The 25,070-nt window shown below is 73.6% G+C and carries 18 protein-coding genes; 9 read left to right on the top strand and 9 right to left on the bottom strand.

From position 1 onward, the window contains the following. Window positions 1-106 precede the first annotated feature (106 nt). Both NF338_RS02035 and NF338_RS02040 read left to right on the top strand, forming a co-directional pair. A complete protein-coding gene (locus NF338_RS02035) occupies window positions 107-3,664 on the top strand; it encodes a choice-of-anchor A family protein (protein ID WP_264029243.1) in 3,558 nt (1,185 codons plus the stop codon). A 267-nt stretch (window positions 3,665-3,931) separates the two neighbouring features. Then, window positions 3,932-10,249 (top strand): DUF5979 domain-containing protein, encoded by a 6,318-nt coding sequence (locus tag NF338_RS02040; RefSeq protein ID WP_264029244.1) that lies wholly within the window; start codon window positions 3,932-3,934, stop codon window positions 10,247-10,249. Window positions 10,250-10,347: 98 nt separating this feature from the next. Here NF338_RS02040 and NF338_RS02045 read toward each other — a convergent pair whose 3' ends face one another. Then, a complete protein-coding gene (locus NF338_RS02045) occupies window positions 10,348-10,776 on the bottom strand; it encodes an SRPBCC family protein (RefSeq protein WP_264029245.1) in 429 nt (142 codons plus the stop codon). A 91-nt stretch (window positions 10,777-10,867) separates the two neighbouring features. On the opposite strand from NF338_RS02045, the gene NF338_RS02050 reads away from it, so the two are divergent. Then, window positions 10,868-11,770, top strand: coding sequence for a hypothetical protein (locus NF338_RS02050; RefSeq protein ID WP_264029246.1), 903 nt, complete (start codon window positions 10,868-10,870; stop codon window positions 11,768-11,770). Between the two features lie 52 nt (window positions 11,771-11,822). Here NF338_RS02050 and NF338_RS02055 read toward each other — a convergent pair whose 3' ends face one another. Beyond that, the gene (locus NF338_RS02055) at window positions 11,823-12,317 is read right to left on the bottom strand and encodes a nucleoside deaminase (protein ID WP_264029247.1); all 495 of its coding nucleotides are present in this window, start codon (window positions 12,315-12,317) and stop codon (window positions 11,823-11,825) included. Between the two features lie 19 nt (window positions 12,318-12,336). Beyond that, a complete protein-coding gene (locus tag NF338_RS02060; RefSeq protein ID WP_264029248.1) occupies window positions 12,337-13,473 on the bottom strand; it encodes a threonine aldolase family protein in 1,137 nt (378 codons plus the stop codon). A gap of 109 nt (window positions 13,474-13,582) precedes the next feature. On the opposite strand from NF338_RS02060, the gene NF338_RS02065 reads away from it, so the two are divergent. Then, window positions 13,583-13,855: a hypothetical protein gene (locus tag NF338_RS02065; protein WP_264029249.1), complete on the top strand. Its 273-nt coding sequence runs from the start codon at window positions 13,583-13,585 to the stop codon at window positions 13,853-13,855. Between the two features lie 36 nt (window positions 13,856-13,891). On the opposite strand, the gene NF338_RS02070 is transcribed toward NF338_RS02065, so the two are convergent. Further along, complete coding sequence (locus NF338_RS02070; RefSeq protein ID WP_264029250.1) at window positions 13,892-15,595, bottom strand: alpha-amylase family protein; 1,704 nt, start codon at window positions 15,593-15,595, stop codon at window positions 13,892-13,894. Continuing rightward, a complete protein-coding gene (locus tag NF338_RS02075) occupies window positions 15,592-16,581 on the bottom strand; it encodes a TIGR03885 family FMN-dependent LLM class oxidoreductase (protein WP_264029251.1) in 990 nt (329 codons plus the stop codon). Before NF338_RS02075 ends, NF338_RS02070 begins: the two co-directional genes overlap by 4 nt. A 118-nt stretch (window positions 16,582-16,699) precedes the next feature. Here NF338_RS02075 and NF338_RS02080 point away from each other — a divergent pair, with 118 nt between their 5' ends. Beyond that, entirely contained in the window at window positions 16,700-17,161 is a 462-nt protein-coding gene (locus NF338_RS02080; protein ID WP_264029252.1) for a VanZ family protein, read from the top strand. A gap of 18 nt (window positions 17,162-17,179) precedes the next feature. Here NF338_RS02080 and NF338_RS02085 read toward each other — a convergent pair whose 3' ends face one another. Beyond that, entirely contained in the window at window positions 17,180-17,611 is a 432-nt protein-coding gene (locus tag NF338_RS02085; protein WP_264029253.1) for a YchJ family protein, read from the bottom strand. Next, window positions 17,608-18,129 carry a MarR family winged helix-turn-helix transcriptional regulator gene (locus tag NF338_RS02090; protein WP_264029254.1) on the bottom strand — a complete coding sequence of 174 codons (522 nt, stop codon included), beginning with the start codon at window positions 18,127-18,129 and terminating at the stop codon, window positions 17,608-17,610. Before NF338_RS02090 ends, NF338_RS02085 begins: the two co-directional genes overlap by 4 nt. Window positions 18,130-18,225: 96 nt before the next feature. Between NF338_RS02090 and NF338_RS02095 the strand changes: the two genes are divergently transcribed. After that, the gene (locus NF338_RS02095; protein WP_087470182.1) at window positions 18,226-18,813 is read left to right on the top strand and encodes an NADPH-dependent FMN reductase; all 588 of its coding nucleotides are present in this window, start codon (window positions 18,226-18,228) and stop codon (window positions 18,811-18,813) included. A gap of 117 nt (window positions 18,814-18,930) precedes the next feature. Here the strand turns inward: NF338_RS02095 and NF338_RS02100 are convergent, their stop codons facing one another. Further along, the gene (locus tag NF338_RS02100) at window positions 18,931-20,733 is read right to left on the bottom strand and encodes a carbohydrate-binding protein (protein WP_264029255.1); all 1,803 of its coding nucleotides are present in this window, start codon (window positions 20,731-20,733) and stop codon (window positions 18,931-18,933) included. 111 nt (window positions 20,734-20,844) lie between these two features. On the opposite strand from NF338_RS02100, the gene NF338_RS02105 reads away from it, so the two are divergent. Continuing rightward, complete coding sequence (locus NF338_RS02105) at window positions 20,845-21,567, top strand: DUF305 domain-containing protein (RefSeq protein WP_264029256.1); 723 nt, start codon at window positions 20,845-20,847, stop codon at window positions 21,565-21,567. A 152-nt stretch (window positions 21,568-21,719) separates the two neighbouring features. Here NF338_RS02105 and NF338_RS02110 read toward each other — a convergent pair whose 3' ends face one another. Then, window positions 21,720-22,703 carry a glycoside hydrolase family 19 protein gene (locus NF338_RS02110; RefSeq protein ID WP_264029257.1) on the bottom strand — a complete coding sequence of 328 codons (984 nt, stop codon included), beginning with the start codon at window positions 22,701-22,703 and terminating at the stop codon, window positions 21,720-21,722. A 277-nt stretch (window positions 22,704-22,980) separates the two neighbouring features. Here NF338_RS02110 and NF338_RS02115 point away from each other — a divergent pair, with 277 nt between their 5' ends. Both NF338_RS02115 and NF338_RS02120 read left to right on the top strand, forming a co-directional pair. Continuing rightward, window positions 22,981-24,111 (top strand): LacI family DNA-binding transcriptional regulator, encoded by a 1,131-nt coding sequence (locus NF338_RS02115; protein WP_264029258.1) that lies wholly within the window; start codon window positions 22,981-22,983, stop codon window positions 24,109-24,111. Beyond that, a complete protein-coding gene (locus NF338_RS02120; RefSeq protein ID WP_264029259.1) occupies window positions 24,108-25,070 on the top strand; it encodes a carbohydrate ABC transporter permease in 963 nt (320 codons plus the stop codon). The genes NF338_RS02115 and NF338_RS02120 overlap by 4 nt, the downstream gene beginning before the upstream one ends.

Here is a 25,070-nt window from a genome sequence, read left to right on the forward strand (position 1 = left end):
ACCCGGAGCGGCGCGACATGATGCCCGCACGGACAGCCGCGTCCCGGGGCAACGGTGCCTCGGGACCCGCGCGCTGCAGACGACGTCACCGATCCTGGAGCACGGCATGACCCACCGCCCGCCCGCCCGTCTCGTCGCCCTCGACCGTGCTCGCCGGGCCACCGCCGCGCTCGTCGCCGCCGCGCTCGCGCTGGCGGGCGCGGTCGCCCTGGTGGCCGGCCCGCAGGCCCGTCCCGCCGCGGCGGCGAGCGGGTTCTGCCCCGACCCCGACGACTTCCCGAACATCGGCCCGCTGCCGATCTTCACGGACAACAACGTCGCGGTGTACGCGGGCGGGGACTACACGGCGACGGGGACCTCGGCCGAGAGCGAGGGTGTGCTCGTCGTGCGGGGGGACGCGACGTTCGACACCCCGGGGAGCTTCAACGTGGGCACGGTCGGTGCCGGGTCGGGCATCACCCCCGCGCCGGGGTCGCCCATGCTGCAGGTTGGCGGCGTGATGAGCATCGCCACCGGGACCAACGTGATCGTGGGCGCGAACCTCGTCGGCGGCGGGGCGGTGCACGTCGGCGGGGACCTGGCGGACGCGGGCGGCCTCGACACCAACGGCGGCGCGGTCGAGACGAACATGGGCGCGGACGCGGCGATCGCGCCGTGGCAGGGCTTCCAGGACGCCGTCGTCGACACGTCGGCCGTGCTGGGCGCCGCGCCGGACACCGGTACGACCGCGCGCGACGGAGGCCGCGTCACGTTCACCAGCGCCGACCCGGGCAACACCACGCTCCAGGCGTTCACCGTCGACGCCGCGGTCCTCGACGGCGCGTCGGAGTTCTTCTTCGAGGGCATCCCGGACGGCGCGCCGATCGTCGTCAACGTCGTCGGCGACGAGCCCGTGACCGTCTCGTCCGCATACGTCGACATCAACGGCGAGCGCGTCGACGACCCGGCGAACATCGGCAACGCGGCCGCGCGCACCCTGTGGAACTTCACGGGCACGGGCGACGTCACGGTGAGCGGTGCCGGGCAGTGGGTGGGCTCGATCCTGGTGCCGTCCGCGGACCAGGTGACGCTCACGGCGAGCACCAACGGGCGCGTCTACGCGGGCAACGACCTCACGACGTCGGGCAGCGGCAACGAGCAGCACAACTACCCCTGGATCGGCCCGGGGCCGTTCGACTGCATCCCGTCGGCGAGCTTCGTCGTCCAGAAGACCGTGACGGGCGAGGCCGCCGCCGACGTGCCCGCCGACACGACGTTCGAGGTCGGGTACACCTACGAGGAGCCGGACGGGACGACCGGCGGCGACACGCTCGTCGTGCCGATCAGCGGCGCGCTCGTCAGCGGACCGACGCTCCCCGTCGGCACCGTCGTGACGATCACCGAGACGAACCTGCCGACGGTGCCCGGCGTCGAGTGGGGCACGCCCGTCATCGAGGTGAACGGCGAGCCGCTCGGAGACCCCGCGCAGTTCACGATCCAGGAGAACCAGACCGTCACCGTCACCGTGGTGAACACGGCGAACGGTGGTGGCGTCCCGGTGGTCGGCGGGTTCTCCGTGGCCAAGGCCGTGACGGGCGACGCCGCGGGGCTCGTCCCCGACGACACCGCGTTCCTCGTCGACTGGGAGGCCACGCTTCCCGAGGGGGCCACGTACGACGGCGACCTGTCGGGCACCCTGACCGTGCTCGCGGACGGGACCGTCGTGGACGGCCCGTCCGACCTGCCCGTCGGCACGACCGTCACGCTCACGGAGCAGACGCCGCTGCCGGAGGTCGACGGCGTGGAGTGGGGTGAACCCGTGCTCAGCCCGGCGTCGCCGATCACGATCGTCGAGGGCGCGACCGGGGTCGCGGTCACGGTGACCAACGTCGCGGGCGCCGTGGTCGGGGGCTTCACCGTCCAGAAGTCGCTCGAAGGCGACGCGGCCGGCGTCGTCCCGCCGGGCACCGCGTTCCTCGTCGACTGGACGGCGACCGTCCCCGCGGGTGTCGTGTACGACGGCGACACGTCGGGCACGCTGACGGTCCTCGCCGACGGGACCGTGACGGACGGCCCGTCCGACCTGCCGGTCGGCACGACCGTCACGCTCGTCGAGCAGCCGCTGCCCGACGTCGACGGCGTCGTCTGGGGCCTGCCGACGCTCGAGCCCGCGTCCCCGATCACGATCGTCGAGGGGCCGACGAGCGTCGCGGTGACCGTGACGAACACGGCGAACGCGCCCGAGGAGGTCGGCGGGTTCGCGGTCCAGAAGTCCGTCACGGGCGACGCGTCCGGGGCCGTGCCGCCGGGCACCGCGTTCGTCGTCGCCTGGGAGGCCGAGCTTCCGCCCGACTCCGGCTACGAGGGCCCGACCTCCGGGACGGTGACCGTGCTCGCGGACGGGACCGTGGTGGACGGCCCGCAGGACCTGCCCGAGGGCACGGTCGTGACGTTCACGGAGCAGACCATGCCCGACGTCCCCGGCGTCGACTGGGGGCAGCCCACCGTCTCGCCCGGCACCGTGACGATCGGCGAGGGGGACGCCGTCGCGGGCGTCGTCGTGACGAACACGGCGACCGCGCAGGTCGGCGGGTTCTCGCTCGCGAAGGCGGTCGAGGGCGACCTCGCCGGGAGCGTGCCGCCCGGGACGACGTTCGAGGCCGAGTGGTCCGCGACCCTGCCCACGGGCTTCACGTACGACGGCCCGCTCACGGGGACGCTGACCGTGCTCGCGGACGGCACCGTGGTCGACGGCCCGCAAGACCTCCCCGTCGGGACGGTCGTGACGTTCACCGAGATCAACCTGCCGGAGGTCGACGGCGTCGTCTGGGGCGCCCCCACGTTCTCCCCGGGTTCCGTGACGGTCGGCGACGAGGAGAACACCCTCGTCACGCTGACCAACACCACGCAGGACGTGGCCGAGGTCGGCGGGTTCTCCGTCGCCAAGGAGGTGACCGGCGACCGCGCGGACCTCGTGCCCGCCGGCACCGAGTTCACCGTCGCGTACTCGTACGAGCTCGACGGCACCCTCGTCGGCGGCTACCTCCAGGTCCCGGCCGACGGGACGGTCGTCGCCGGCCCGCAGAACCTCCCCGTCGGCACGGTCGTCACGTTCACGGAGGCGGACCTGCCGGAGATCCCCGGCGTCGCGTGGGGCGTCCCGACGTTCAGCCCGCCGACGGTCGTCGTCGGCGACGGGGAGGACACGCTCGTCACCGCGACCAACACGGCGAACCAGGCGGTCGGCGGGTTCTCCGTGGTCAAGCGGGTGACCGGCGAGGCGTCCGACGCCGTCCCCGCGACCACGGAGTTCGTCGTGGGCTACGCGTACGACGGCCCGGACGGCACCGTCACCGGGTCGCTCACCGTCCGCGCAGACGGGGTCGCCGTCGACGGCCCGCAGGACCTGCCCGTGGGGACCGTGGTCCGGCTCACCGAGACCGACGTGCCCGAGATCGGCGGGGTCGACTGGGGCACGCCGACCTTCACGGTCGACGGGACGGCGGTCACCGAGGTGACGGTCGGCGACGGCACGGTGGTCGTGACGCTCACCAACACCGCGGAGGACGAGCAGCTCGCGATCACCGGCACCGACGCGGTGCTCGTGACCGTCCTCGCCCTGGCGTTCCTCGGGGCCGGCAGCGCGCTCCTGCTGTTCCGCGCCCGCCGTCGCCGCCCCGCCTGACGAGCACCGGACCGACGGCCGGCGTCCCGCGGGGTGCCGGCCGTCGTCGCACCGGCGCGGGCCGATCAGCACGGGGACCGGGACGAACGCCCCCGGGCAGAGACGAGGATCACAGGCGAGACTGCGTCATGGGGGGAGAGCAGCGACGTCTCAGAGACAGACGGTGGCACCACGACCCGGGTACCACCGACCGCCTGACCAGGAGCGTGCATGACCCGAGGTTCCCGCCCCCGATCGTTCGACTCTCTGCGCCGAGCCGTCGCGGCTGTGACCGCGGCGACCCTCGCGCTCGCCGGGGCGGTCGTGCTGGTGACCGGGCCCCAGGCCGCACCCTCGTTCGCCGCGGTCGGGCAGTGCCCGGACCCGGGCCAGTTCCCCGGCCTCGGGAGCGGCGCACCTCTGTTCACGGACAACAACGTTGCGGTCTACGCCGGGGGCGACTACACGGTCGGGGGCGGAGCGTCGGAGTCCGAGGGCCTGCTCGTCGTCCGTGGCAACGCGACGTTCAACAAGACTGGTGCCGACCAGCGGTTCAACGTGGGTACCGTCGGGGCGGGCTCGCTCATCGCGCCTGATCCCGGATCGGTGATGATGCGGGTCGGAGGGGATCTGAACGTCGTCGACCCGACTCGACTCATCATCGGCGAGATCAGCGGAGCCGCGACCCAGCCTGGAGGCCAGGTCCTCGTCGGCGGTGGGCTGACCGGCACCGGGCTGATCGAGAACTATGACGCGCCTCCGCCGGAGACCGGTCTGGGTGCGGCGGGGGCACTCGGTCCGCTCACGGACTTCCAGGACCTCCTCGTCGACACCTCCGCACAGCTCGGTGCGCTCGCACCGACGCAGCCTGCGCCTGTGCCCGGGCAGTTCCTCACGTTCACGGGGCCGGGTGTCGGCGCGCCGACCGACGAGCTCATCGTGTTCGACGTCGACGCCTCGGCGCTCGCAGGCAACATCTCGCTCGCGTTCGAGAACATGCCGGAGTGGGCGCCTGTCGCGATCAACGTGCGCGGCGCCGGCGCGGTCACCTTCAACATCCAGTCGGTCCTCTGGAACGGGGTGCAGCAGAACTACCCGGGTGGCCCGGACATCGGCAACGTCTCCGCGGCCCTCCTGTGGAACTTCGTCGAGACGGACACGATCAACCTGACGGGGGGCGGTCAGTTCGTCGGATCCATCCTGGCCCCGAACGCTGGGCTCACCGCCCAGCAGAGCACGAACGGCCGCATCTACGTCGGCGGCGACTTCACGACGGACGGTCAGGGCAACGAGCAGCACAACTACCCCTGGATCGGGCCGGGGCCCTTCAACTGCGTCGCGACGACGAGCTTCGTCGTGCAGAAGACGGTGACGGGCGCCGCCTCCGCGGCCGTCCCCGCCGGGACGATGTTCACGATCCACTACTCCTACGTCGAGCCGGACAGCACGACCGGCGAGGGCGACCTCGAGGTCCCGCTCAACGGCAACCTCGTCGCGGGCCCGGACCTCCCCGTCGGGACCGTCGTGACCATGTCCGAGCCGACGTTGCCGAGCGTCCCCGGCGTGTCGTGGGGATCGCCGGTGTTCCGCGTCAACGGTGACGTGGTGAGCGATCCCGCCTCGTTCACCGTCGTCGACGGCACGATGATGACCGTGACGGTGGTCAACACCGCGAACGCCGGCGGTCCCGTCGGCGGGTTCTCCGTGCAGAAGGCACCGCTCCAGGGCAACGCGGCGGGCGCCGTCGACCCCGCGACGGAGTACCAGGTCGAGTGGGCGGCCACGCTCCCGGAGGGAGCGACGTACGACGGCGACCTGTCGGGCACGCTCACCGTGCTCGCGGGCGGCGCGGTCGTCGACGGCCCGCAGGACCTGCCGGTCGGCACGACCGTGACGTTCACGGAGGTCACGCCCGACCCGGTCGACGGCGTCGTCTGGGCGACGCCCGTCGTCGATCCGTCGACCGTGACGGTCGGGGAGGGCCAGGACACGCTCGTCACGGTGACCAACACGGCGACCTCGCAGGTCGGCGGGTTCACGGTCGTGAAGATCGTGGACGGCAACGCCGCGGGGCTCGTCCCGGACGGCACGCCCTTCACGGTGACGTGGACCGCGGACGTCCCCGACGGCGTCGACTACGGGGGCCCGACCACGGGCGAGGGCGAGTTCTTCTGGAACGGCGAGCCCTACGCCGGTCCTGTCGATCTTCCCGTCGGGACGGTCGTCACGTTCACGGAGGTCGCGCCGCCGACGATCGACGGCGTCGTGTGGGGCACGCCGTCCATCAGCCCCGCCGAGCTCACGGTGGGCCAGGGCCAGCCGGCGATCGTCCAGGTGACGAACACCGCGAGCACCGTGAACGGCGGGTTCACGCTCCAGAAGGCTCTCCTGGGCAACGCGGCGGGTGCCGTGCCGGGCGGCACGGAGTTCCTCGTGGACTGGGCGGCGACGCTGCCGACCGGGGTCACCTACGGCGGCCCCCTCGCCGGGACGCTCACCGTGCTCCGGGACGGGACCGTGGTGGACGGCCCGCAGGACCTCCCGGTCGGGACGGTCGTGACGTTCGCCGAGCAGACGCCGCTGCCCGAGGTCGACGGCGTCCAGTGGGGCAGCCCGATCATCTCGCCCGAGTCGCTCGTCGTGAGCGAGAACGGCGGGCAGCCGGTCGCGGTGACGGTCACGAACGTCGCGACCTCCGTCAACGGCGGGTTCACGCTCCAGAAGGCGCTCGCGGGGAACGCGTCGGGCGCCGTACCGGACGACACCGAGTTCCTCGTGGACTGGTCGGCGGTGCTGCCGACAGGCGTGACGTACGACGGCGCTCTCTCCGGCACGCTGACGGTGCTCGCGGACGGGACCGTCGTGGACGGCCCGCAGAACCTCCCGGTGGGCACCGTCGTCACGCTCACGGAGCAGACCCCCCTGCCGGACGTGCCGAACGTCGTCTGGGGCGAGCCGTCGTTCGACCCGGGCGCGGAGATCACCATCACCGAGAACGGTGGTGAGGCGGTCGGCATCACCGTGACCAACACGGCGACCAGCACGGTGGGCGGGTTCGCGGTCGCCAAGGACGTCGTCGGGGACGCGGAGGGCCTCGTGCCCGGGAGCACGCAGTTCTCCGTGACGTGGGTCGCGACGCTCCCCGCGGGCGTCACGTACGAGGGCCCGGTCACCGGGACGCTGACCGTCCTCGCGGACGGGACCGTCGTGGACGGACCGCAGGACCTCCCGGTCGGGACGACCGTGACGTTCTCCGAGACGGCGTTCCCGACGATCCCGAACGTCGTGTGGGGCGACCCGTCGTTCGACCCCGCCACGCTGACGGTCACCGAGACCGGGGACACCCCCACGCTCGTGACGGTGACCAACACGGCGTCGAGCGTCGTCGGCGGCTTCACGCTGCAGAAGGACGTCCAGGGGAACGCGGCCGGGATCGTGCCCGACATCACCACGTTCACCGTCACCTGGACCGCGGTCCTGCCGCCGGACGTCGCCTACGGCGGCCCGCTCACCGGCACGCTGACGGTCCGGGCCGACGGGACGGTCGTGGACGGCCCGGCGGACCTCCCGGTGGGCACCGTGGTGACGTTCGCCGAGCAGACCCCGCTGCCGGAGGTCGGCGACGTCGTGTGGGGCCCGCCGTCGTTCACCCCGGCCCAGCTCACCGTCACCGAGAACGACGGCGAGCCCGTCGCGGTCACGGTGACGAACACGGCGAACTCGGTCGTCGGGTCGTTCGGCGTCGCGAAGGCGGTCGCGGGCAACGCCGCCGGGCTGGTGCCCCGCGACACCGCGTTCCTCGTGGACTGGAGCGTTACGATCCCCGACGGCGTCGAGTACGACGGCGACCGGTCGGGCACGCTCACCGTCCTCGCCGACGGCACGGTCGTCGACGGGCCGGCCGACCTGCCGGTCGGGACGGTCGTGACCCTGAGCGAGCAGACCCCGCTCCCGGAGATCGACGGCGTCGTGTGGGGCACGCCGTCCTACGACCCCGGCACCACGGTCACCATCACCGAGAACGCCGGCGCGCCCGTCGTCGTGACGCTGACGAACACCGCGACCACGGTGGACGGCGGGTTCTCGATCGCGAAGGCGCTGACCGGGAACGCGGCCGGGCTGGTGCCCGGCGACACCGCGTTCCTCGTGGACTGGTCCGCGGAGCTTCCCGACGGCGTCACGTACGCGGGGCCGCTGACCGGGACGGTGACCGTGCTCGCGAGCGGGGCCGTCGTCGACGGCCCGCAGGACCTCCCGGTGGGCACGACGGTGACGTTCACCGAGCGCACCCCGCTGCCGTCGGTCGACGGCGTGGTCTGGGGCGTGGCGTCCTTCGCTCCCGCGTCGACGCTCGTCGTCGTGGAGAACGGGGGCGACCCCGTCACGGTGACGGTCACCAACACGGCCGCGACGGTGAACGGCGGGTTCACGGTGGCAAAGGCCGTGACCGGGAACGCCGCCGGCCTCGTGCCGGACGACACGGAGTTCGTCGTGGGCTGGACGGCGGTGCTGCCCGAGGGCGTGACATACGCCGGTCCGCTGACCGGCACCCTCACGGTCCTCGCGGACGGGACGGTCGTGGACGGTCCGGCGGACCTGCCGGTGGGCACGGTCGTGACGTTCACGGAGCAGACCCCGCTGCCCGAGGCGCCGAACGTGGTCTGGGGGAGCCCGGCGTTCGCGCCCGGTGCCCAGGTGACGGTCGTCGAGGGCGCGACGGGCGTCGAGCTCACCGTGACGAACACGGCGTCGAGCGCCGTCGGCGGGTTCACGCTGCAGAAGGACGTGACCGGGAACGCCGCCGGCCTCGTGCCGGGCGACACCGCGTTCTCCGTGACCTGGGTGGCGACCCTCCCTGCGGGCGTGACGTATGACGGGTTCCTCACCGGGACGCTGACGATCCTGGCCGACGGGACCGTCGTGGACGGCCCGCAGGACCTGCCGGTGGGCACCACGGTGACGTTCACCGAGGCGACGCCTCCCGCGCTCGACGGCGTCACGTGGGGTGCGGTGTCCGTGGACCCCGCGACGCTGACGGTCGCCGAGAACGGTGGGGCGCCGTCCGCGGTGACCGTGACGAACACCGCGAACGCGGTGACCGGGTCGTTCGGGGTGGCCAAGGCGCTCGCGGGGAACGCGGCCGGCGTGGTGCCGGACGACACGGCGTTCCTCGTCGACTGGACCGCGACGATCCCGACCGGGGTCGACTACGACGGCGACACGTCCGGCACGCTGAGCGTGCTCGCGGACGGCACCGTCGCGGACGGTCCGGCGGACCTGCCGGTCGGCACGGTCGTGACGTTCGCCGAGCAGACGCCGCTCCCCGAGCTCGCGGACGTGGTCTGGGGCACGCCGGAGCTTTCGCCGGAGTCGGTGACGATCGCCGAGGGCGACGAGCCGGTCGTGGTGACGGTGACGAACACGGCGACGAGCGTCGTCGGCGGGTTCTCGCTGGCGAAGGGCGTCCAGGGCGACGCGGCCGGGGTCGTGCCGGACGACACCGCGTTCCTCGTGGACTGGACGGCGACCCTGCCTGTCGGCGTGACGTACCCCGGCCCGCTGACCGGCACCCTCACGGTGCTCGCCGACGGGACGGTCGTGGACGGTCCGCAGAACCTGCCCGTGGGCTCGGTCGTCACGTTCGCCGAGCGGACCCCGCTGCCCGAGGTCGAGAACGTCGGGTGGGGTACCCCGACGTACGCGCCGGGCGCCGAGCTGACCATCACGGAGAACGACGGGCAGCCTGTCGCGGTGACCGTGACCAACACGGCGACGAGCCTCGTGGGCGGGTTCACCGTGCACAAGGAGGTCGGCGGCGACGCCGCGAGCCTCGTCCCGGGTGGCACGGCGTTCCAGGTCGACTGGACCGCCCTGCTCCCGGCCGGGGTCGAGTACGACGGCGCCACGGAGGGCACGCTCACCGTCCTCGCCGACGGCACCGTGGTCGCCGGTCCGCAGGACCTGCCCGCGGGGACCGAGGTGACGTTCACCGAGCGCACCCCGCTGCCGGAGGTCCCGGGCGTCCTCTGGGGCGAGCCGACGTTCGCGGTGGACGGCGTGGCCGTCGACCCGGCGACCCTCACGGTCGTCGCGGACACCGAGGTCGCGGTCGCCCTGACCAACACGGCGAACGACGCGCACCTCGTCGGCGGGTTCGCCGTGCACAAGGTCGTCACCGGAACCGCGGCGGGCCGGGTGCCCGACGACACCCCGTTCACGGTCACCTGGACCGCGGACGTCCCGGGCGGGACGCTCTACGAGGGCCCGACGTCGGGGCGCCTCACGGTCCGCGCCGACGGCACCGTCGTCACGGGCCCCGCGGACCTCCCCGAGGGGACCGTCGTGACGCTCGGCGAGGTCGACCTGCCGAGCATCGACGGCGTCCGGTGGGGCACGCCGGCCTTCACGGTCGACGGCGAGCGCACCACCCGGCTGACGGTCGCCGTCGGCGAGCTGGCGGACGTGACGCTCACCAACACGGCGAGCACGACCGGGGGTCTCGCCGTGACCGGCGCGACCACGGGCGGGCTCGTCGGCCTGGGCGCGCTGCTCGTCCTCGGCGGGGCCGCGCTGCTCACCGTGACGAGGCGCCGCCGGACCGCCTGACGGGCAGGACGCCGTCGCCCACCGCGACGCACGACGGGCCGGTCACCCCGCGGGGTGTCCGGCCCGTCGTCGTACCGCTCGCGCGAAGGTGCCCGACCTCAGTCGTGGCCCGCGAGCGTCGCGAGGGCCTTGGTCCACAGCGTGTGCGCGCGCTCCGCGCGCTCTGCCGTCTCGATGTTGCGCTCGACGACGCGCACGCGCGTCCCGGAGTCGTCCGGCTCGAGCGTGATGGCGATGTCGTGGTAGTTCTCGGGGACGTCGGGCAGGCCCATGGTCGGCGAGAAGTGCGTGAAGTGCAGCAGTCGCGGCCGCTCGACCGCGACGACGGTGCCCCAGTCCGCGAACTCGCGGCCCATGTAGTGCCCCTCGAACGTGACGGGGCTGCCGGGCCGGAAGTCGGTCTCGACGTTCATGCCGAGCATCCAGCGGGCGCTCGGGTGCAGCAGCTCGGCCCAGACGACCTGCGGCGGCCGCGCGACGTGGATCTCGGAGGTCGTGCTGTGCTCGGTCAGGGCTGGGTCGGTCATGGGTACCTCCGGGGGGCTCGGGGGCGGGGGCCCGCTTCTGGGGCGACGGTAGACCCTCCGGGCGGCACCGGCAGCCGGTAGGTTCGGGCGCGTGACCCGACTCGTGCTCGTCCACGGCCGCGACAACCAGGGCCTCGACGCCGACGTCCTCGACCGCACGTGGACCGTGGTGCTGGACGCGGGGCTGCGAGCGGCGGGATCGAGCCGCGTGCTGGACGACGCCGACACGTCGTTCGTCTTCTACGGCGACGCCCTCGCGGGGCTCGTCGCGGGCGACGCGGAGCCGCCGCCGGTGACGGTGCACGCGCTCACGGCCCTGCCCGGCGACGAGCTCGCGTTCGTCGCGGCCGTCGTCGAGGAGGTGCTGCGGGGCGCGGGGGCGGGCGTCCCGGCACGCCCCGAGGGCGCCGGTGCCGGTGCGGGGGAGTGGCTGAACCTGCTGCTGTCCGCGCTCGACCGGTACGTGCCCGGCCTGAGCAGCGCCGTCGTCGTGCTGCTCGCGCGCGACGTCTGGGCGTACCTGCACGACGACGCCGTGCGCACGACGATCGACGACGCGCTCGCCGCCGCGATCCCCACGGACGGCCCGGCCGTCGTGGTCGCGCACTCGCTCGGGTCGGTCGTCGCGTACTCGGTGCTGCGCGAGCACCCCGACGCCGCGCGGTGGGACGTGCCGCTGCTGCTCACGCTGGGCTCCCCGCTCGCGATCCGGGCGATCCGCGACGTCCTCGCCGCGCGCGCCCCGGTGCGCGTTCCCGCGCCGGTGCGCCGCTGGGTAGCGGCGCGCGACCGCCGGGACGCGCTCGCGCTCCACGGCCTCGGCGCCGACGCGTTCCCGCTCGACCCCGCGACGCCCGCGATCGAGGACCTCGTCGTCGCGAACGCGGCGCCGGGCCACCACGCCGCAGCGGTGCTGCTCACCGACGGCAGCCCGGCGGGCTACCTCGCGCGCCCGGAGGTCGCGGGCACGGTGGCGGCCGCGCTGGACGGCTGACGCGACCTGTCAGCGCCAGGTCTCGGCACGGCGCGACGTCGTGCCGGCAGGTTCACGACACGCCGTGGAGCCGCGCGTGCAGCGACCGGATCTCGGGAGCCAGCTCGTAGGCAGGGCCGTGCACGGGCACGCCCGGCGCGACGTCCCCGATCGCGAGGGGTCTGACGGGTCCGGGCGCCACGCCCCACTCGTCGAGCCAGCCGACGAGCTGCGTCGTGCTGGACGCGTAGACGATCGGGCCGAGCCCGACCCACGCGTGCGCCGCGCTGCACATCGCGCAGTGCTCGCCGGACGTGTACACGACCGCGGCGCGCCGCTCGTCGGGCGTGAGGTGCTCGGCGGCCCAGCGGGCGATCTCGAACTCCGGGTGCCGGGTCGCGTCGCCGTCCTTCACGCGGTTGCGGTCCTCGAACCGCACGACCCCCGCGTGGTCGACGAGGAGCGAGCCGAAGGGCTCGTCGCCGTCGTCGAGCGCCTCGCGCGCGAGCTCGACGCAGCGGCGCAGGTGCACGAGGTCGTCGGGGGTGGGGAGGGTCTCGGAAGTCATGGCGCCCATCCTCGCCCGGTCAGCGCGCGAGCGCGAGGACGCTGCGCACGTCCGCGACGAACCCGTCCACGTCGTCCTGGGTCGTGTCCCACGCGCACATCCAGCGGACCTCGACCCGGTCGGGCGACTCGCCCGGCCCCCAGTCGTAGAAGCGGTGCCGCTCGCGCAGACGCTCGACGGCGACGCGGGGGAGGGTCGCGAAGACCGCGTTGACGAGCGTGGGCTGGGTGAAGGCGAGGCCCGGCGCCGGAGCGGGGGCGCCGCCGTCGGGCTTGACCGCCGCCGGGACGACGACGTCCGCGAGCCCGGCGCGCAACCGCCCGGCCATCGCGTTCGCGTGCCGCGCGTTGCGCAGCCACAGCTCGTCCTCGTCCGCGAGCTCGTCGACCTCGGCGACCGCGTCGCCCACCGGCTCGAACAGCGCAAGGAGCTGCGCGGAGACGTAGCGCATCTTCGACGCGAGCTGCATGGTCGCCTTGCGCACGAACTCGACGCCGTCGACGGCCGACGGGTCGAGCACGACGACCGCCTCCCCGAGAGCGAGCCCGTTCTTGGTGCCGCCGAACGACAGCACGTCCACGCCCGCGTCCGTGGTCAGCGCGCGCAGCGGGACGTCGAGCGCCGCGGCGGCGTTCGCGAGTCGCGAGCCGTCGAGGTGCACGCGCATGCCGCGGGCGTGCGCGGCGTCCGCCACCGCGCGGATCTCGGCCGGGGTGTAGAGCGTGCCGAGCTCCGTGGACTGCGTGAGCGACACGACGAGCGGCTGCGCGCGGTGCGGGTCGCCGAGGTCGCCCGCGAACCGCTCCACGGCGTCGGGCGTGAGCTTCCCGTCCGGCGCCGGCACGGCGAGCACCTTGATCCCGCCCACCCGCTCGGGCGCGCCGTTCTCGTCCGTGTTGAGGTGCGCGTGCTCCGTCGCGACGACGGCGCCCCAGCGCGGCAGCATCGCCATGAGCGCGACGACGTTCGCCCCCGTCCCCGTGAGCACCGGGTAGGCCGTGGCGTCCGGGCCGAAGCGGGACCGTACGGCGTCCTGCAAGCGGGCCGTCCACGGGTCCTCGCCGTACGAGATCTCGTGCCCGGCGCTCGCCGCGGCGAGCGCGGCGAGGACGTCGGGATGGGCGGGGGAGTAGTTGTCCGAGGCGAACGAGGTCACGTGCCCAGCGTAGGGACCCGGTGAGGCGCGGGCGCGAGCGAGCGGGCGCACACGTGCCTAGCGTCGAAGGTGCGCCCGGCCGGGCGCCGCGACCAGCGGAGGTGCAGCCATGACCATGAATCCCCACGACCCCGCCGACCCGGACCGGCCCACCGACCCGGGCGGACCGGTCGAGCCGGCGCGACCGGCCGAGCCCACGGTCGAGCCGCCGAAGTCCCCGGGGCCGCCCCCGGACCCGTCGGAGCCGCCGCACGACCCGAGCCACGCGGACCCGGTCCCGGGCGAGCCGCGGCCCTCGGACCCGACCCCCGACTCACCGCCCGACTGGCCGTCGTCGCCGGGTCGGCCCGTCGGCCCGGACGAGCCGAGCCACGACGACTGAGTACGGTCCGCGCCGCGCTCCCGAACGGCCGCCGGATCACAGGAGCCGGCGCGAGCCCGGGTGCGTGACGCGCAGCCAGCGGTAGCCGTAGCCGTCGAGCCGGACCTCGGTGCTCCCGTCGGGGTCCGGCTCGACGTCGTCCGCGTCGAGCAGGTCGACGAGGCGCGCGTCCTCCGGCAGGTCGTCGAGCGCGAGCCGGACCACGACCGGGTCCGGGGACAGGTTGTGGACGGTGACCATCGACGCCTCCTGCCACGTGCTGCGCAGCGCGAGGACCGACGGCTCCGGCTGGTCCAGCACGGCGACGTCGCCCCAGCCGAGCTCGGGGCACTCGCGGTAGCGGTGGGCGAGGAGGCGCACGAAGGTCAGCAGCGAGTCGGGGTCGCGTCGCTGGTCCGCGACGTTGACGTGCTCGGGCGCGTAGCCGTCGCCGGGAACGGGCCCGGAGAGGCGTCGGGCAGGAGCGCGCGAGAACCCGCCGTTGCGTCCGGACGTCCACTGCATCGGGGTCCGCACGGCGAGCCGTCCGTCCGCCGCGAGGTTCTCGCCCATGCCGATCTCCTCGCCGTAGTAGAGGACCGGCGTCCCCGGGAGCGCGAAGAGCAGCGAGTACACCATCCGGACGCGCCGCGGGTCGCCGCCCAGCATGGGCGGGAGCCGACGGCGCAGCCCCCGACCGTAGAGCTGCATGTCCTCCTCGGGCCCGAACGCGGCGAAGACCTCCTGGCGCTCGTCGTCGGAGAGCTTGTCGAGCGTCAGCTCGTCGTGGTTGCGCACGAACGTCGCCCACTGCGCGTCGTGGGGGGTCGGGGGGCGCGCGGCGAGCGACGCGGCGAGCGGCCCGGCCTCGTGCCGAGCGAGCGACAGGTACAGCGCCTGCATGCCGTTGAAGTCGAACTGCAGCGTGAGCTCCGAGCTCGACGGGCCGGACTCGCTCCCGTCGCCCTCCCCGTCGTCGCCGAAGTAGAGGCGCTGCTCCTCGAACGGCAGGTTGACCTCGCCCATGAGGATCGAGTCCCCGGTGCGGCGCGAGAGGAACGACCGCAGGGCGCGCAGGAAGTCGTGCGGGTCCTCGATCTCGTCCGACGGGTTGGCTGCCGCGTCCCCGAGGAAGAACGGCACCGCGTCGACGCGGAAGCCCGAGAGCCCGAGCTGGATCCAGTAGCCCATCGTCTTCGCGATCGCGTCCCGGACCTTCGGGTTGGCGGTGTTGAGGTCCGGCATGTGGCGGTAGAAGCGGTGCCGGTACCACTCGCCGGTGCGCTCGTCCTTGGTCCAGATGCCCTCCTCCTGGTCGGGGAAGATCACCTGGTCCTTCGTGGGCGGCGGCTCGTCGGCGCGCCACACGTAGAAGTCGCGGTACGGGTTGTCCGTGCTGGCGCGCGAGGCCTTGAACCACGGGTGCCGGTCGGACGTGTGGTTGACCACGAGGTCGGCGATGACCCGGATGCCGCGGTCGTGGGCCGTCCGGACCAGCTCGACGAGGTCGCCGACGTCGCCGAGCCGCGGGTCGACCGCGAGGAAGTCGGTGATGTCGTAGCCGTCGTCGCGGTCGGCGGTCGGGTAGAACGGCATGAGCCACAGGCACGTGACCCCGAGGTCGGCGAGGTGGTCGAGGCGCTGCACGAGCCCGGCGAGGTCGCCCACGCCGTCGTCGTCCCAGTCCATGAACGTCTCGACGTCGAGGCAGTAGATCACCGCGTTCTTCCACCACAGGTCGCCGGTGTCGCTGATCCTCATGCCGCACCTCCTTCGGTCGTCGCGGTCGCCGACCGCAGGAGCGGCAGCAGCGTCTCGCCCGCCGCGTCGAGGAACGCGTCCTGCTGCTGTCCCACGTGGTGCAGGTACACCTCGTCGAACCCGCACGCCGCCAGCTCGGCGACGCGGTCCGCGAAGCGCTCGGCGTCGTGCTCCACGAGGACCGTCCCGCGCACCTCCTCGGGACGCACGAGGTCAGCGACCGCGTCGAACTGCTCGGGGGTCTCGAGGTGCCAGCTCACGCTCGGGGGCAGCAGGTTGGAGCGCCACTGGTCGTGCGCGACGGCGAACGCCGCGGCGTCGTCGTCGCCCCACGCGACGTGGACCTGCAGGGCGAGCGGACCCCGGCCGCCCGCGTCGCGGTACGCGCCGACGACGCGGCGCAGCGACTCGACCGGCTGGTTGACGGTCACGAGGCCGTCGGCCCAGTCCGCGTGGCGGCGCGCCGTCGCCGGGGTGACGGCTGGGCCCACGAGGCGCGGGACGACGTCGGGCAGCGACCACACGCGCGCACGGTCCACGGTGACGTGGCCGCGGTGCGAGACCTCCTCGCCTGCGAGCAGCGCGCGGATGACGTCCACGCACTCGCGCAGGCGGTCGTCCCGGTCGGGCTTGGGGGGCCACGGGTCGCCCGTGACGTGCTCGTTCATCGCCTCGCCGGAGCCGAGCGCGGCCCAGAACCGGCCGGGGAACATCGCGCCGAGCGTCGCGATCGCTTGCGCGACCACCGCGGGGTGGTAGCGCTGGCCGGGCGCCGTGACGACGCCGAACGGCAGGTCCGTGCTGGCGAGCGCGGCGCCGAGCCAGGACCAGGAGTGGCCCGACTCGCCCTGCCGCACGCTCCAGGGCGCGAGGTGGTCGGAGCACATCGCGGCGTCGAACCCCACCTCCTGGGCACGACGCGCGGCACCCAGCAGAGGGCCCGGGGCGATCTGCTCGTGGGACGCGTGAAAACCGAGGGAGACCATGGCGCCAGTGAACCGAGGCTCCGCCGGACACGCTCGGCGAGGAGGGGGACCGGTGGAGGGAGCGTGCGCGCTCGGCGGGGGCCGCCCCGTGCCGACCCGGCCCCCGTACGCTGACGCGATGCGCCTGCTGACCTGGACGTTCGCCGCCTACCTCGCCGCCGTCCTCGTCGTGACGCTCTGGCCCTCCCCGCAGTCCACCGACGCGCCCGGCTGGGCGACGTCGACCCTCGGGTTCCTCCAGAGCCTCGGGATCCCGATCACGCTGCCCGTGCTCGAGGCGCTCGCGAACGTCGTCATGTTCGGGCCCTTCGGCCTGCTCGGGGTCCCGCTCCTGCGCGGCGCGACCGCCCGACGCCGTGGCGCGCCCCTGGGCGTGTGGCGCGCCGTCGGCGTCGTCACCCTCGCGGGCTGCGCGCTCTCGGTCGCGATCGAGCTGACGCAGAACCTCCTGCCGGGGCGCGTCCCGACCGTCCAGGACGTCGTCCTGAACACCGCGGGGGCGCTCCTGGGCTCGGCGCTCGTCGGGCTCGTGCTCGTCGCCACGGGCGCGCGGCGCGCCGTGGCGTCGCGTGCCGCGTGAGGCCCCCGGGACGGCGGCTCAGCCCACCGTCCCGTCGACGTAGTACCAGCGGTCGCCCTCGCGCACGAACCGGCTGACCTCGTGGAGGCGGCCGCGGTCCGCGCGGTCCGTGCGCGACCGGTGGTGCGCGACGAACTCGACGACGCCCGTGGCGTCGAACGGGCCGCCGGCCTCCGTGCGCACCACGTCGAGGCGGCGCCACTCGAGGTCGTCGTCGAGGTCGAGGTCGGACGGCCGGGTGGACGCGTGCCAGGTCGCACGCAGGTAGCGGGCGTCGCCGACGGCGAACGCGCTGTAGCGCGAGCGCATGAGCGCCTCCGCGGTCGGTGCGTGCGGGCCCGGTGCCGAGCCGACCGGACCGGGCCGCAGGCCTGCGTGGTAGCGGCCGCAGCACGCCCCGTAGGCGTCGCCCGACAGGCACGGGCACCGCGCGTCGTCGGCCGTGGTCACGACGCGGCCCGCCGCCGGTCCGTCTGAGCAGCCGCGGCGCACTCCGCCCCGGGCGCCCGGCCCGAGCGCTCCACCGCGTCCGCGATGGTGCGCGACACCGCCTCGAGACGGGCCAGCCCCTCGGGGCCGAGGGGCTCGAACACGACCTCGCGCAGCAGCTCGGTGTGCCCGCGCACGGTGCGCAGGAGCGCGCGCCGGCCCGGGTTCGTCAGGACGATCCACGTGCCGCGCGCGTCGTCGGCGCACTCGGTCCGCTCGACGAGACCGCGGTCGGCCATGCGGCGCGTGAGGTGCGAGACGCGGCTGCGCTCCCAGCAGAGCTCGGCGGCGAGCTCGCCCGTGCGGAGCGCACGGTCCGTCGCGGCGTGCAGCGCCGAGAGCGCCTGGAACTCGGCCTCGGACAGGTCGCCGTCGTCGCGCATCCCGGCGGCCAGCACGCGGTCGAGGGCCTTGCGCATCGTCACGTAGGCGTCCCACGCGTCGCGCTCGGCGTCGTCGAGGATCGGGTGTCCCGCCATGCGGACGATCCTACCGCGGTGGGTGACACGTCACCGAGATGGAGTTACGGTGACGCATCACCAACTTTGGTGACACGTCACTCTTCTGGAGGAACCATGACCTCGACCCCGCGCCTCGCGGTCCTCGTCGGGAGCACGCGCACCGGGCGCAACAGCGAGGGCGTCGCGCGCTGGGTGCTCGACCGCGCCGTGCAGCGCACCGACGCGACGTTCGAGCTCGTCGACCTCGCCGACCACCCCCTGCCCCACCTCGACGAGGCGCTCCCGCCGCGCCTGCAGCAGTACGAGAACCCGCTCGTGTGGGAGTGGTCGCGCGTGATCGACGGCTTCGACGGCTACGTCGTCGTGACGCCCGAGTACAACCACGCACCGCCCGCCGTGCTGAAGAACGCCCTCGACTGGCTGTACCACGAGTGGGCCGACAAGGCCGTGGGCTTCGTCGGCTACGGCGCGCAGGGCGGCACGCGCGCCGTCGAGCAGCTGCGCCTCGTCGCGGGCGAGCTGCAGCTCGCCGACGTCCGCACCCAGGTCGGGCTGTCGCTCTACGACGACTTCGAGGAGTTCCGGACCTTCGCGCCGCGCGAGCGCCACCTGCGCGACCTCGACGCGACCCTCGACGAGGTCGTCGCCTGGTCGCGCGCCCTCGCGACCGTGCGCGAGAGCAAGGCCGTCGCCGCCGCCTGACGCCCGGCCGGGGCCGTCCCCGTGCGCGACGGCGCCCGCCCACCGGGGTGAGCGGGCGCCGTCGGGCATCACCTCACCCGGGCCGGGGGCCCGGGCGGTCCGGCGACGGGGTGCGGGTCAGCTCTGCGCGGCCCACGGGCCCCAGCGGTCGCCGGGTGCCTGGTTCCGCGTCCACCACTTCGCGGTGTACGTCGTCCCCTCGTAGGTCACGCTGTCGCCCTTGACGTAGACGCGGCTCGGCTTCCACGCGCCGACCCCGTCCGCGTCGACGCCCGCGATCTCCTCCCACGGGCCCCACGGGTCACCGGGTGTCTGGCCCTTGGTCCACCACTGGGCCCGCCAGACGGCGCCGCCGTAGGTGACGGTGGACCCGCCGGTGTAGGTGGCGCCCTTGGACCAGGCCGGCGGCTCGGCGTACGTCGGCTGGGCCTGCGGGTTGAGCTCGTCCGTGAGGACCGTCTTCGCCGCGTTGGTGATCGGGTCGTCGAGCAGCAGGACGTCGAGCCCCTGCTGGATGTCGTTCGAGATGATCGCGCCGTTGTACCAGTAGGCCGACCACGAGCCGCCGAGGATCAGCCGCTCCGCGGACAGCGGGCCGCGGTCGAACCACGCGATCTCGACCGGGTTCGCCGAGTCCGTGAAGTCCCACACGGAGATGCCGCCCTGGTACCAGGCCTGGACCATGATGTCGCGGCCCGGGACGGGGATGAGCGAGCCGTTGTGCGCGACGCAGTTCTCCGTCGCCGCCTGCTCCCGCTCGATCTTGTAGTAGCTCTTGAAGACGAGCTCGCCGCCCACGATGTCGTAGATGGCGTCCGCGCCCTTCTCGGGCCCGACCGTCGGGTTGCACGTGGGCGCGCCGCCGCCGCCGAGCTCGTCGGTGAAGACGACCTTGGTGCCGGCGTTGTTGAACGTCGCCGAGTGCCAGAAGGCGAAGTTCGTCGTGTCGCGGACGACCTCGGTGACCACCGGGTGCGCGCGGTCGGAGATGTCCATGAGGATGCCGTCGCCCATGCACGCGCCCGCCGCGAGGTCCTTCGACGGGTAGGTCGTGATGTCGTGGCAGCCCGACGTCGTGCTCGAGCCGTTGCCGCCCGGGTTGCCGCCCTCCGGGAAGAGGACGGGCGTGGAGACGAGCTCGGCCGCGGCCGGGTCGTCGAGCGGGATCTGCACGACCGAGATGAGGTCGTGCGGCGGCTGGCAGTCGGGGAACGCCGCGTTGGGGCTGTACGACGAGACGTAGACGAACAGCTCCTCCCCGTCCTTCGACGGCGCGAGGGAGTGCGTGTGCGAGCCGCACTGCGTCTCGACGGCGGACACGTACTGCGGCGACGTCGGGTCGGAGATGTCGAAGACCTTGACGCCCTCCCACGAGTCCTTGACCGTGGCGCTCTGCGCGACGTTGTCACACGAGTCGTTGCTGCGCGACGAGTCGGTGCTGAGGACGAGCAGGTCCCCGTAGACCGAGATGTCGTTCTGGGAACCCGGGCAGACCACCTGCGCGACCTGCTGGGGGGCGGTCGGGTTCGCGACGTCGTACACCGTGAACCCGCCGTAGTTGCCGGCGAAGGCGTAGCGGCCCTGGAACGCGAGGTCGCTGCTGTACTGGCCCTCGGGCGCGAACTCGCCGTTCTTCGGGATGTTCGCGACATGGGTCAGGTTGGGGCTGCCGGCGACCTCCCCGGGCGCCAGGACGTCGGTGGCCTGGGCGAGGGGAGCGAGGCGCTGGGCGGGAAGGTCCGCGAGCGAGCCGGCGGCCTGCTCGGTGAGCGCGGCCACCGCCTCGGGAGAGCCGTCGGACGGTTCGGCGGCTGCCGACGTGGCGACGGCGAGCGAGGAGACGGCGAGAGAGGCCGCCATGGACGAGGCGAGCAGGACCCGGCTTCTTTGCCGGCGCGTCTTGTTCGTCGTTCGATGCACGAGCGAAACACCTCCTTGGTAGTGTTCTGCGAATTCTGTCCGGCAGGTGTGATCTGGACCACCCCAAGCGCGCGCATCGCGGTGACTTTTTACACGGAGGGAACAGGGCGGGTGCAGAGTTTTCCCAGCGGTAACGCAGTCCCGAGCCTCGGCGCACGCGCCCTGACCTGCGGCGCCGTCGTGCTCGGGGTCGCGCTCGGCGCCTCGGCGTGCACGCCGGACCCGGATCCGACCTCCACGCCGTCGAGCGTCGTCGTGCAGCCCGGGCGGCCGGGCGAGGAGGCGGCGACGGTGGCGCCCGAGGACTACGAGGCCGGGCCCGAGGAGGACTCCTGGAACCAGGCCGACGCCGCGTTCGTGACCGGGATGATCGAGCACCACCTCCAGGCGCTGGAGATCGCGGCGCTCGCGCCGGACCGCGCGGGGTCCGACGCCGTCCGGTCGTTCGCCGAGCGCGTCACCGCCGCGCAGGGCCCCGAGGTCCACGCCCTCGCGTCGTGGCTGCAGGCGCGCGACCTCGCCGTCCCGGAGGGTGCGGAGGACGTCGGCGGGACGGGCCCGCGCGCGCCCGAGGGATCGGGGCACGAGCACGGTGACGGCGTCTCCGGGATGCTCACGGACGAGCAGCTCGCCGCGCTCGAGGCGGCGAGCGGCGCGGAGTTCGACCGCCTCTTCCTCGAGGGCATGATCCAGCACCACCAGGGCGCGCTCGACATGGTCGACGTCGTGCTCGTCGAGGGACAGGACCTCTTCGCCAACGAGATCGCGGCCGAGACCGCCGCCGGCCAGGGCGGCGAGATCGACCGCATGCGCGACCTCCTCGCCGCGCTCTGACGTACCGAGCCAGATCCGCATCCAGCGAGGTAGAACCCTGGTCGCGCGAGGTAGAGCCGTGGTCCGTGCTCCGGTGCTGTCGCCCGTGGCGTGCGCGACCGTGGCCCGCCCCGGAGTCGGGACGGGCCACGATCACCTGCCCGGGGGCGGGGTCAGCAGTAGAGGTTCGCGCCCGTCGTCGTGCCGAGGATCTGCGCGAAGCGCTGGAACGCGGTGACGCGCGACTGGACCTGTGCCGGGTTGCCGCCGTTGCACTCGATCGAGCCGTTGATCGAGCGGATCGACTCGCCGAAGCCCGCGCCGGAGACGATCGCCTGGTGCCCGGACATCGAGCCCGCGCCGGACTGCGTGTTCCAGAACCACAGACCGGTCTTCCAGGCCACGGCCGAGTTCTGCTCCACGAGGTACGGGTTGTTGAGCAGGTCGATGCCGAGGGCGTCGCCCGCGGCCTTGTAGTTGTAGTTCCAGCTCAGCTGGACCGGGCCCTTGCCGTAGTACGCGCTCTGGCCCGCGGGGCATCCGTACGACTGGGAGTAGTCGCAGTAGTGCGGGTAGTTTGCGGTGTTGATCTCCTTGATGTAGACGAGCCCGCCGGTCTCGTGGTTGACGTTCGCGAGGAACGCCGCGGCCTCGCGCTTGGCGACCTCGGTGCCACCCGTCGTCGCGAAGCCCGGGTAGGCCGACAGCGCGTCGACGAGGCCCTGGTAGGAGTAGAACGCGTTCCGGTTCGGGAACATCTGGTTGAACTGGGCCTCGGAGACGACGAAGTTGCTCGGGTTGCCGGGGTTCCCGGGGTTGCCCGGGTCGGTCCCGCCGCCTCCGCACGCGCCCTGGGTGCGCCAGACGCCCCACTCGCCGGTGGTGCCGGGCGTCTCGCCCTGGGTCCACCAGCCGGCCTTCCAGTTCTGGCCGCCGTGCGAGACGACGGCGCCGCCCAGGTAGACCGTGCCGGAGCTCCACGCGGGGGCGCAGGTCGCGGCGTGCGCCTGCTGCGCCGGGCCGGCGACGGCCCACGAGAACGCTCCCACGAGCACGAGGAGAACGGCGAGGAGCAGGGCGAGGGGTCGGGACGCGGGCCGCTGGGCGACCGCGGCGGACGCCGCGGGGGAGGACGACGCCGGAGCTCGGGTGTGCATCGGTGCACCTTTCGTCGGTGGTCGGGTCGGTTCGAGCCTGGCGGCGCCGCGTGACGGTGGACAACCCCCGTACGGGGATCCCCGTACCTGTGGGACGTGGGGAGGCCGAGCCCGGGTCGCTCGTGGCGGGTTCGTGGCGGGTTCGCGGCGGGGTTGACGACGGCGACGGCGGGTGCGAGAGTGTGCGGAACCCGGAAACGTTTCCAGGGCTGTCGAGGTCGTCAGTCTGGAAACGTTTCCAACTCTGAACGGTCCTTCGACGACGAGGTGGACGACAGTGACGTCATCACGCGCCACGCTGATCCAGGTGGCACAGCGGGCCGGGGTCTCCCTGGCCTCGACCTCCCGCGCCCTGCACGGGACGGGCGCGAGCCCCGCGATGGTCGAGCGCGTGCGCGCCGCGGCCACCGAGCTCGGCTACAGCCCGGACGCGATCGGGCGCTCGCTGCGCCTGAAGAAGACGTTCCAGGTCGCGTTCGCCGTCGCCGACATCGGCAACCCCGTCTACGTCGAGATGATGACCGCGATCCACGAGGTCCTCGCGCCGCACGGCTACCGCGTCGTCGTCATGACGACGGGGGACACCACGCGGTCCACCGTCGAGCTCGTGCGCAGCCTGTCGAGCGGGTTCGTCGACGCGATGATCCTCAGCCCGCTGCGCACCGACGACGAGCTCGTCGAGGAGATCCGGCAGGCGCCGGTCCCCGTCGTCGTCATCGGCCGCACCCTGGCCGACCGCGGCATCGACTCCGTGTCCACCGACTCGGCGGGCGGCATCGGCGAGGCCGTGCGCCACCTGCTCGGCCTCGGCCGCCGCCGGCTCGCGTTCCTCAACGGCCCGCTCGACACCACGCCCGGTGAGGCGCGCCAGCGCGGCTTCGACGCCGCGACGCGCGGCGACGACTTCACGGGCGAGCGCGCCGACGCCGTCGTCGCGGCGGACTTCACCGTCGCGGCGGGCCTCGCCGCCACGCGCTCGCTCCTCGACGGGTCCGACGGCGGCGCTCGCCCGGACGCGATCGTCGCGGCCAACGACCTGCTCGCCATCGGCGCGATCCGGGCCGTCCGCGAGCGCGGCCTGTCGGTCCCCGAGGACGTCGCGGTGACCGGCATGGACGACACCGAGATCGGCCGCGTGTTCCAGCCCAGCCTCACGAGCGTCTCGCTCGGCTCGACCGAGCGCGGGCGGATCGCCGCGGAGCTCGTCGTCGACCTCGTGGACGGCGACGCGCAGGCCGGGCGGCACACCGCCGTCGGGCCGCGCCTCGTCGTGCGCGAGTCGACCGCCGCCCCGGCCGCGACGCCCGAGGCGGGGGCGCAGCACGCGGCGGGCGACGCCGTCGAGCACGCCGCCACCGCCGTCGAGCACGAGGTGACCGTCGACGCCACGGGAGGGGGTTCTCGATGAGCGCGCCGACCCTCGCGGGCGACCCGCACGCCGCGGCGGCGCGCCGACCGGACCGCGGCGCCCCGCGCCGGACCGGGGGCATGGCGCGCGCCAAGCGGCGCGAGGCGGTCGCGCTCGTCCTGCCGTCGCTCCTGCCGATCCTCGTGCTGAGCGTCGCGCCGCTCGTCATGGGCGTCGCGCTCGCGTTCACGGACGCGCGGCTCGTGCGCCACCCGGACTACCAGTTCGTGGGCGTCGACAACTTCGTGCGCCTCGCGGACAACTCGTTCTTCTGGGACTCGTTCCGCATCGGCATGATCTGGGCCGTCTCGGTGACGCTGCTCCAGCTCGTCGCGGCGATGGGCCTCGCGCTCCTGCTCAACTCCGGGCTCCGGCTCCAGGGGCTGACGCGCGTCCTCGCGCTCATCCCGTGGGCGATGCCGCCGGTCGTCGTGGCGATCATGTGGCAGATGATCTACTCGCCCAACGCGGGGCCGCTCAACGCGTTCCTCGGCGCCCTGGGCCTGCCGGACGACATCAACTGGCTCGCGGACTTCTCGACCGCGCTGCCCGCGGTGATCGTCGTCGGGGTGTGGGTCGGCATGCCGCAGACCACGGTGACGCTGCTCGCCGGGCTCCAGCAGATCCCGGACGAGCTCCACGAGGCCGCCGCGATGGACGGCGCGGGCGCGTGGCGCCGGTTCACGGCGGTGACGCTCCCGAGCCTGCGCCCGATCATCACGTCGATCACGTCGCTGAACTTCATCTGGAACTTCAACTCGTTCTCGCTGGTCTACGTGCTCACCGAGGGCGGGCCGGGCGGCCGGACCATGCTGCCGATGCTCTTCACCTACCTCGAGGCGTTCAAGAACCGGAACATCGGCTACGCCGCCGCGATGGGCGTCGTGCTCGTCGTCGTGGTCGTCCTCCTGCTCGCGATCTACCTGCGGTCGCAGTTCCGCTCCGAGAAGGAGAGCTGA

Source organism: Cellulosimicrobium sp. SH8 (assembly GCF_025818875.1).
GTDB classification, from domain to species: Bacteria; Actinomycetota; Actinomycetes; order Actinomycetales; family Cellulomonadaceae; genus Cellulosimicrobium; species Cellulosimicrobium cellulans_D.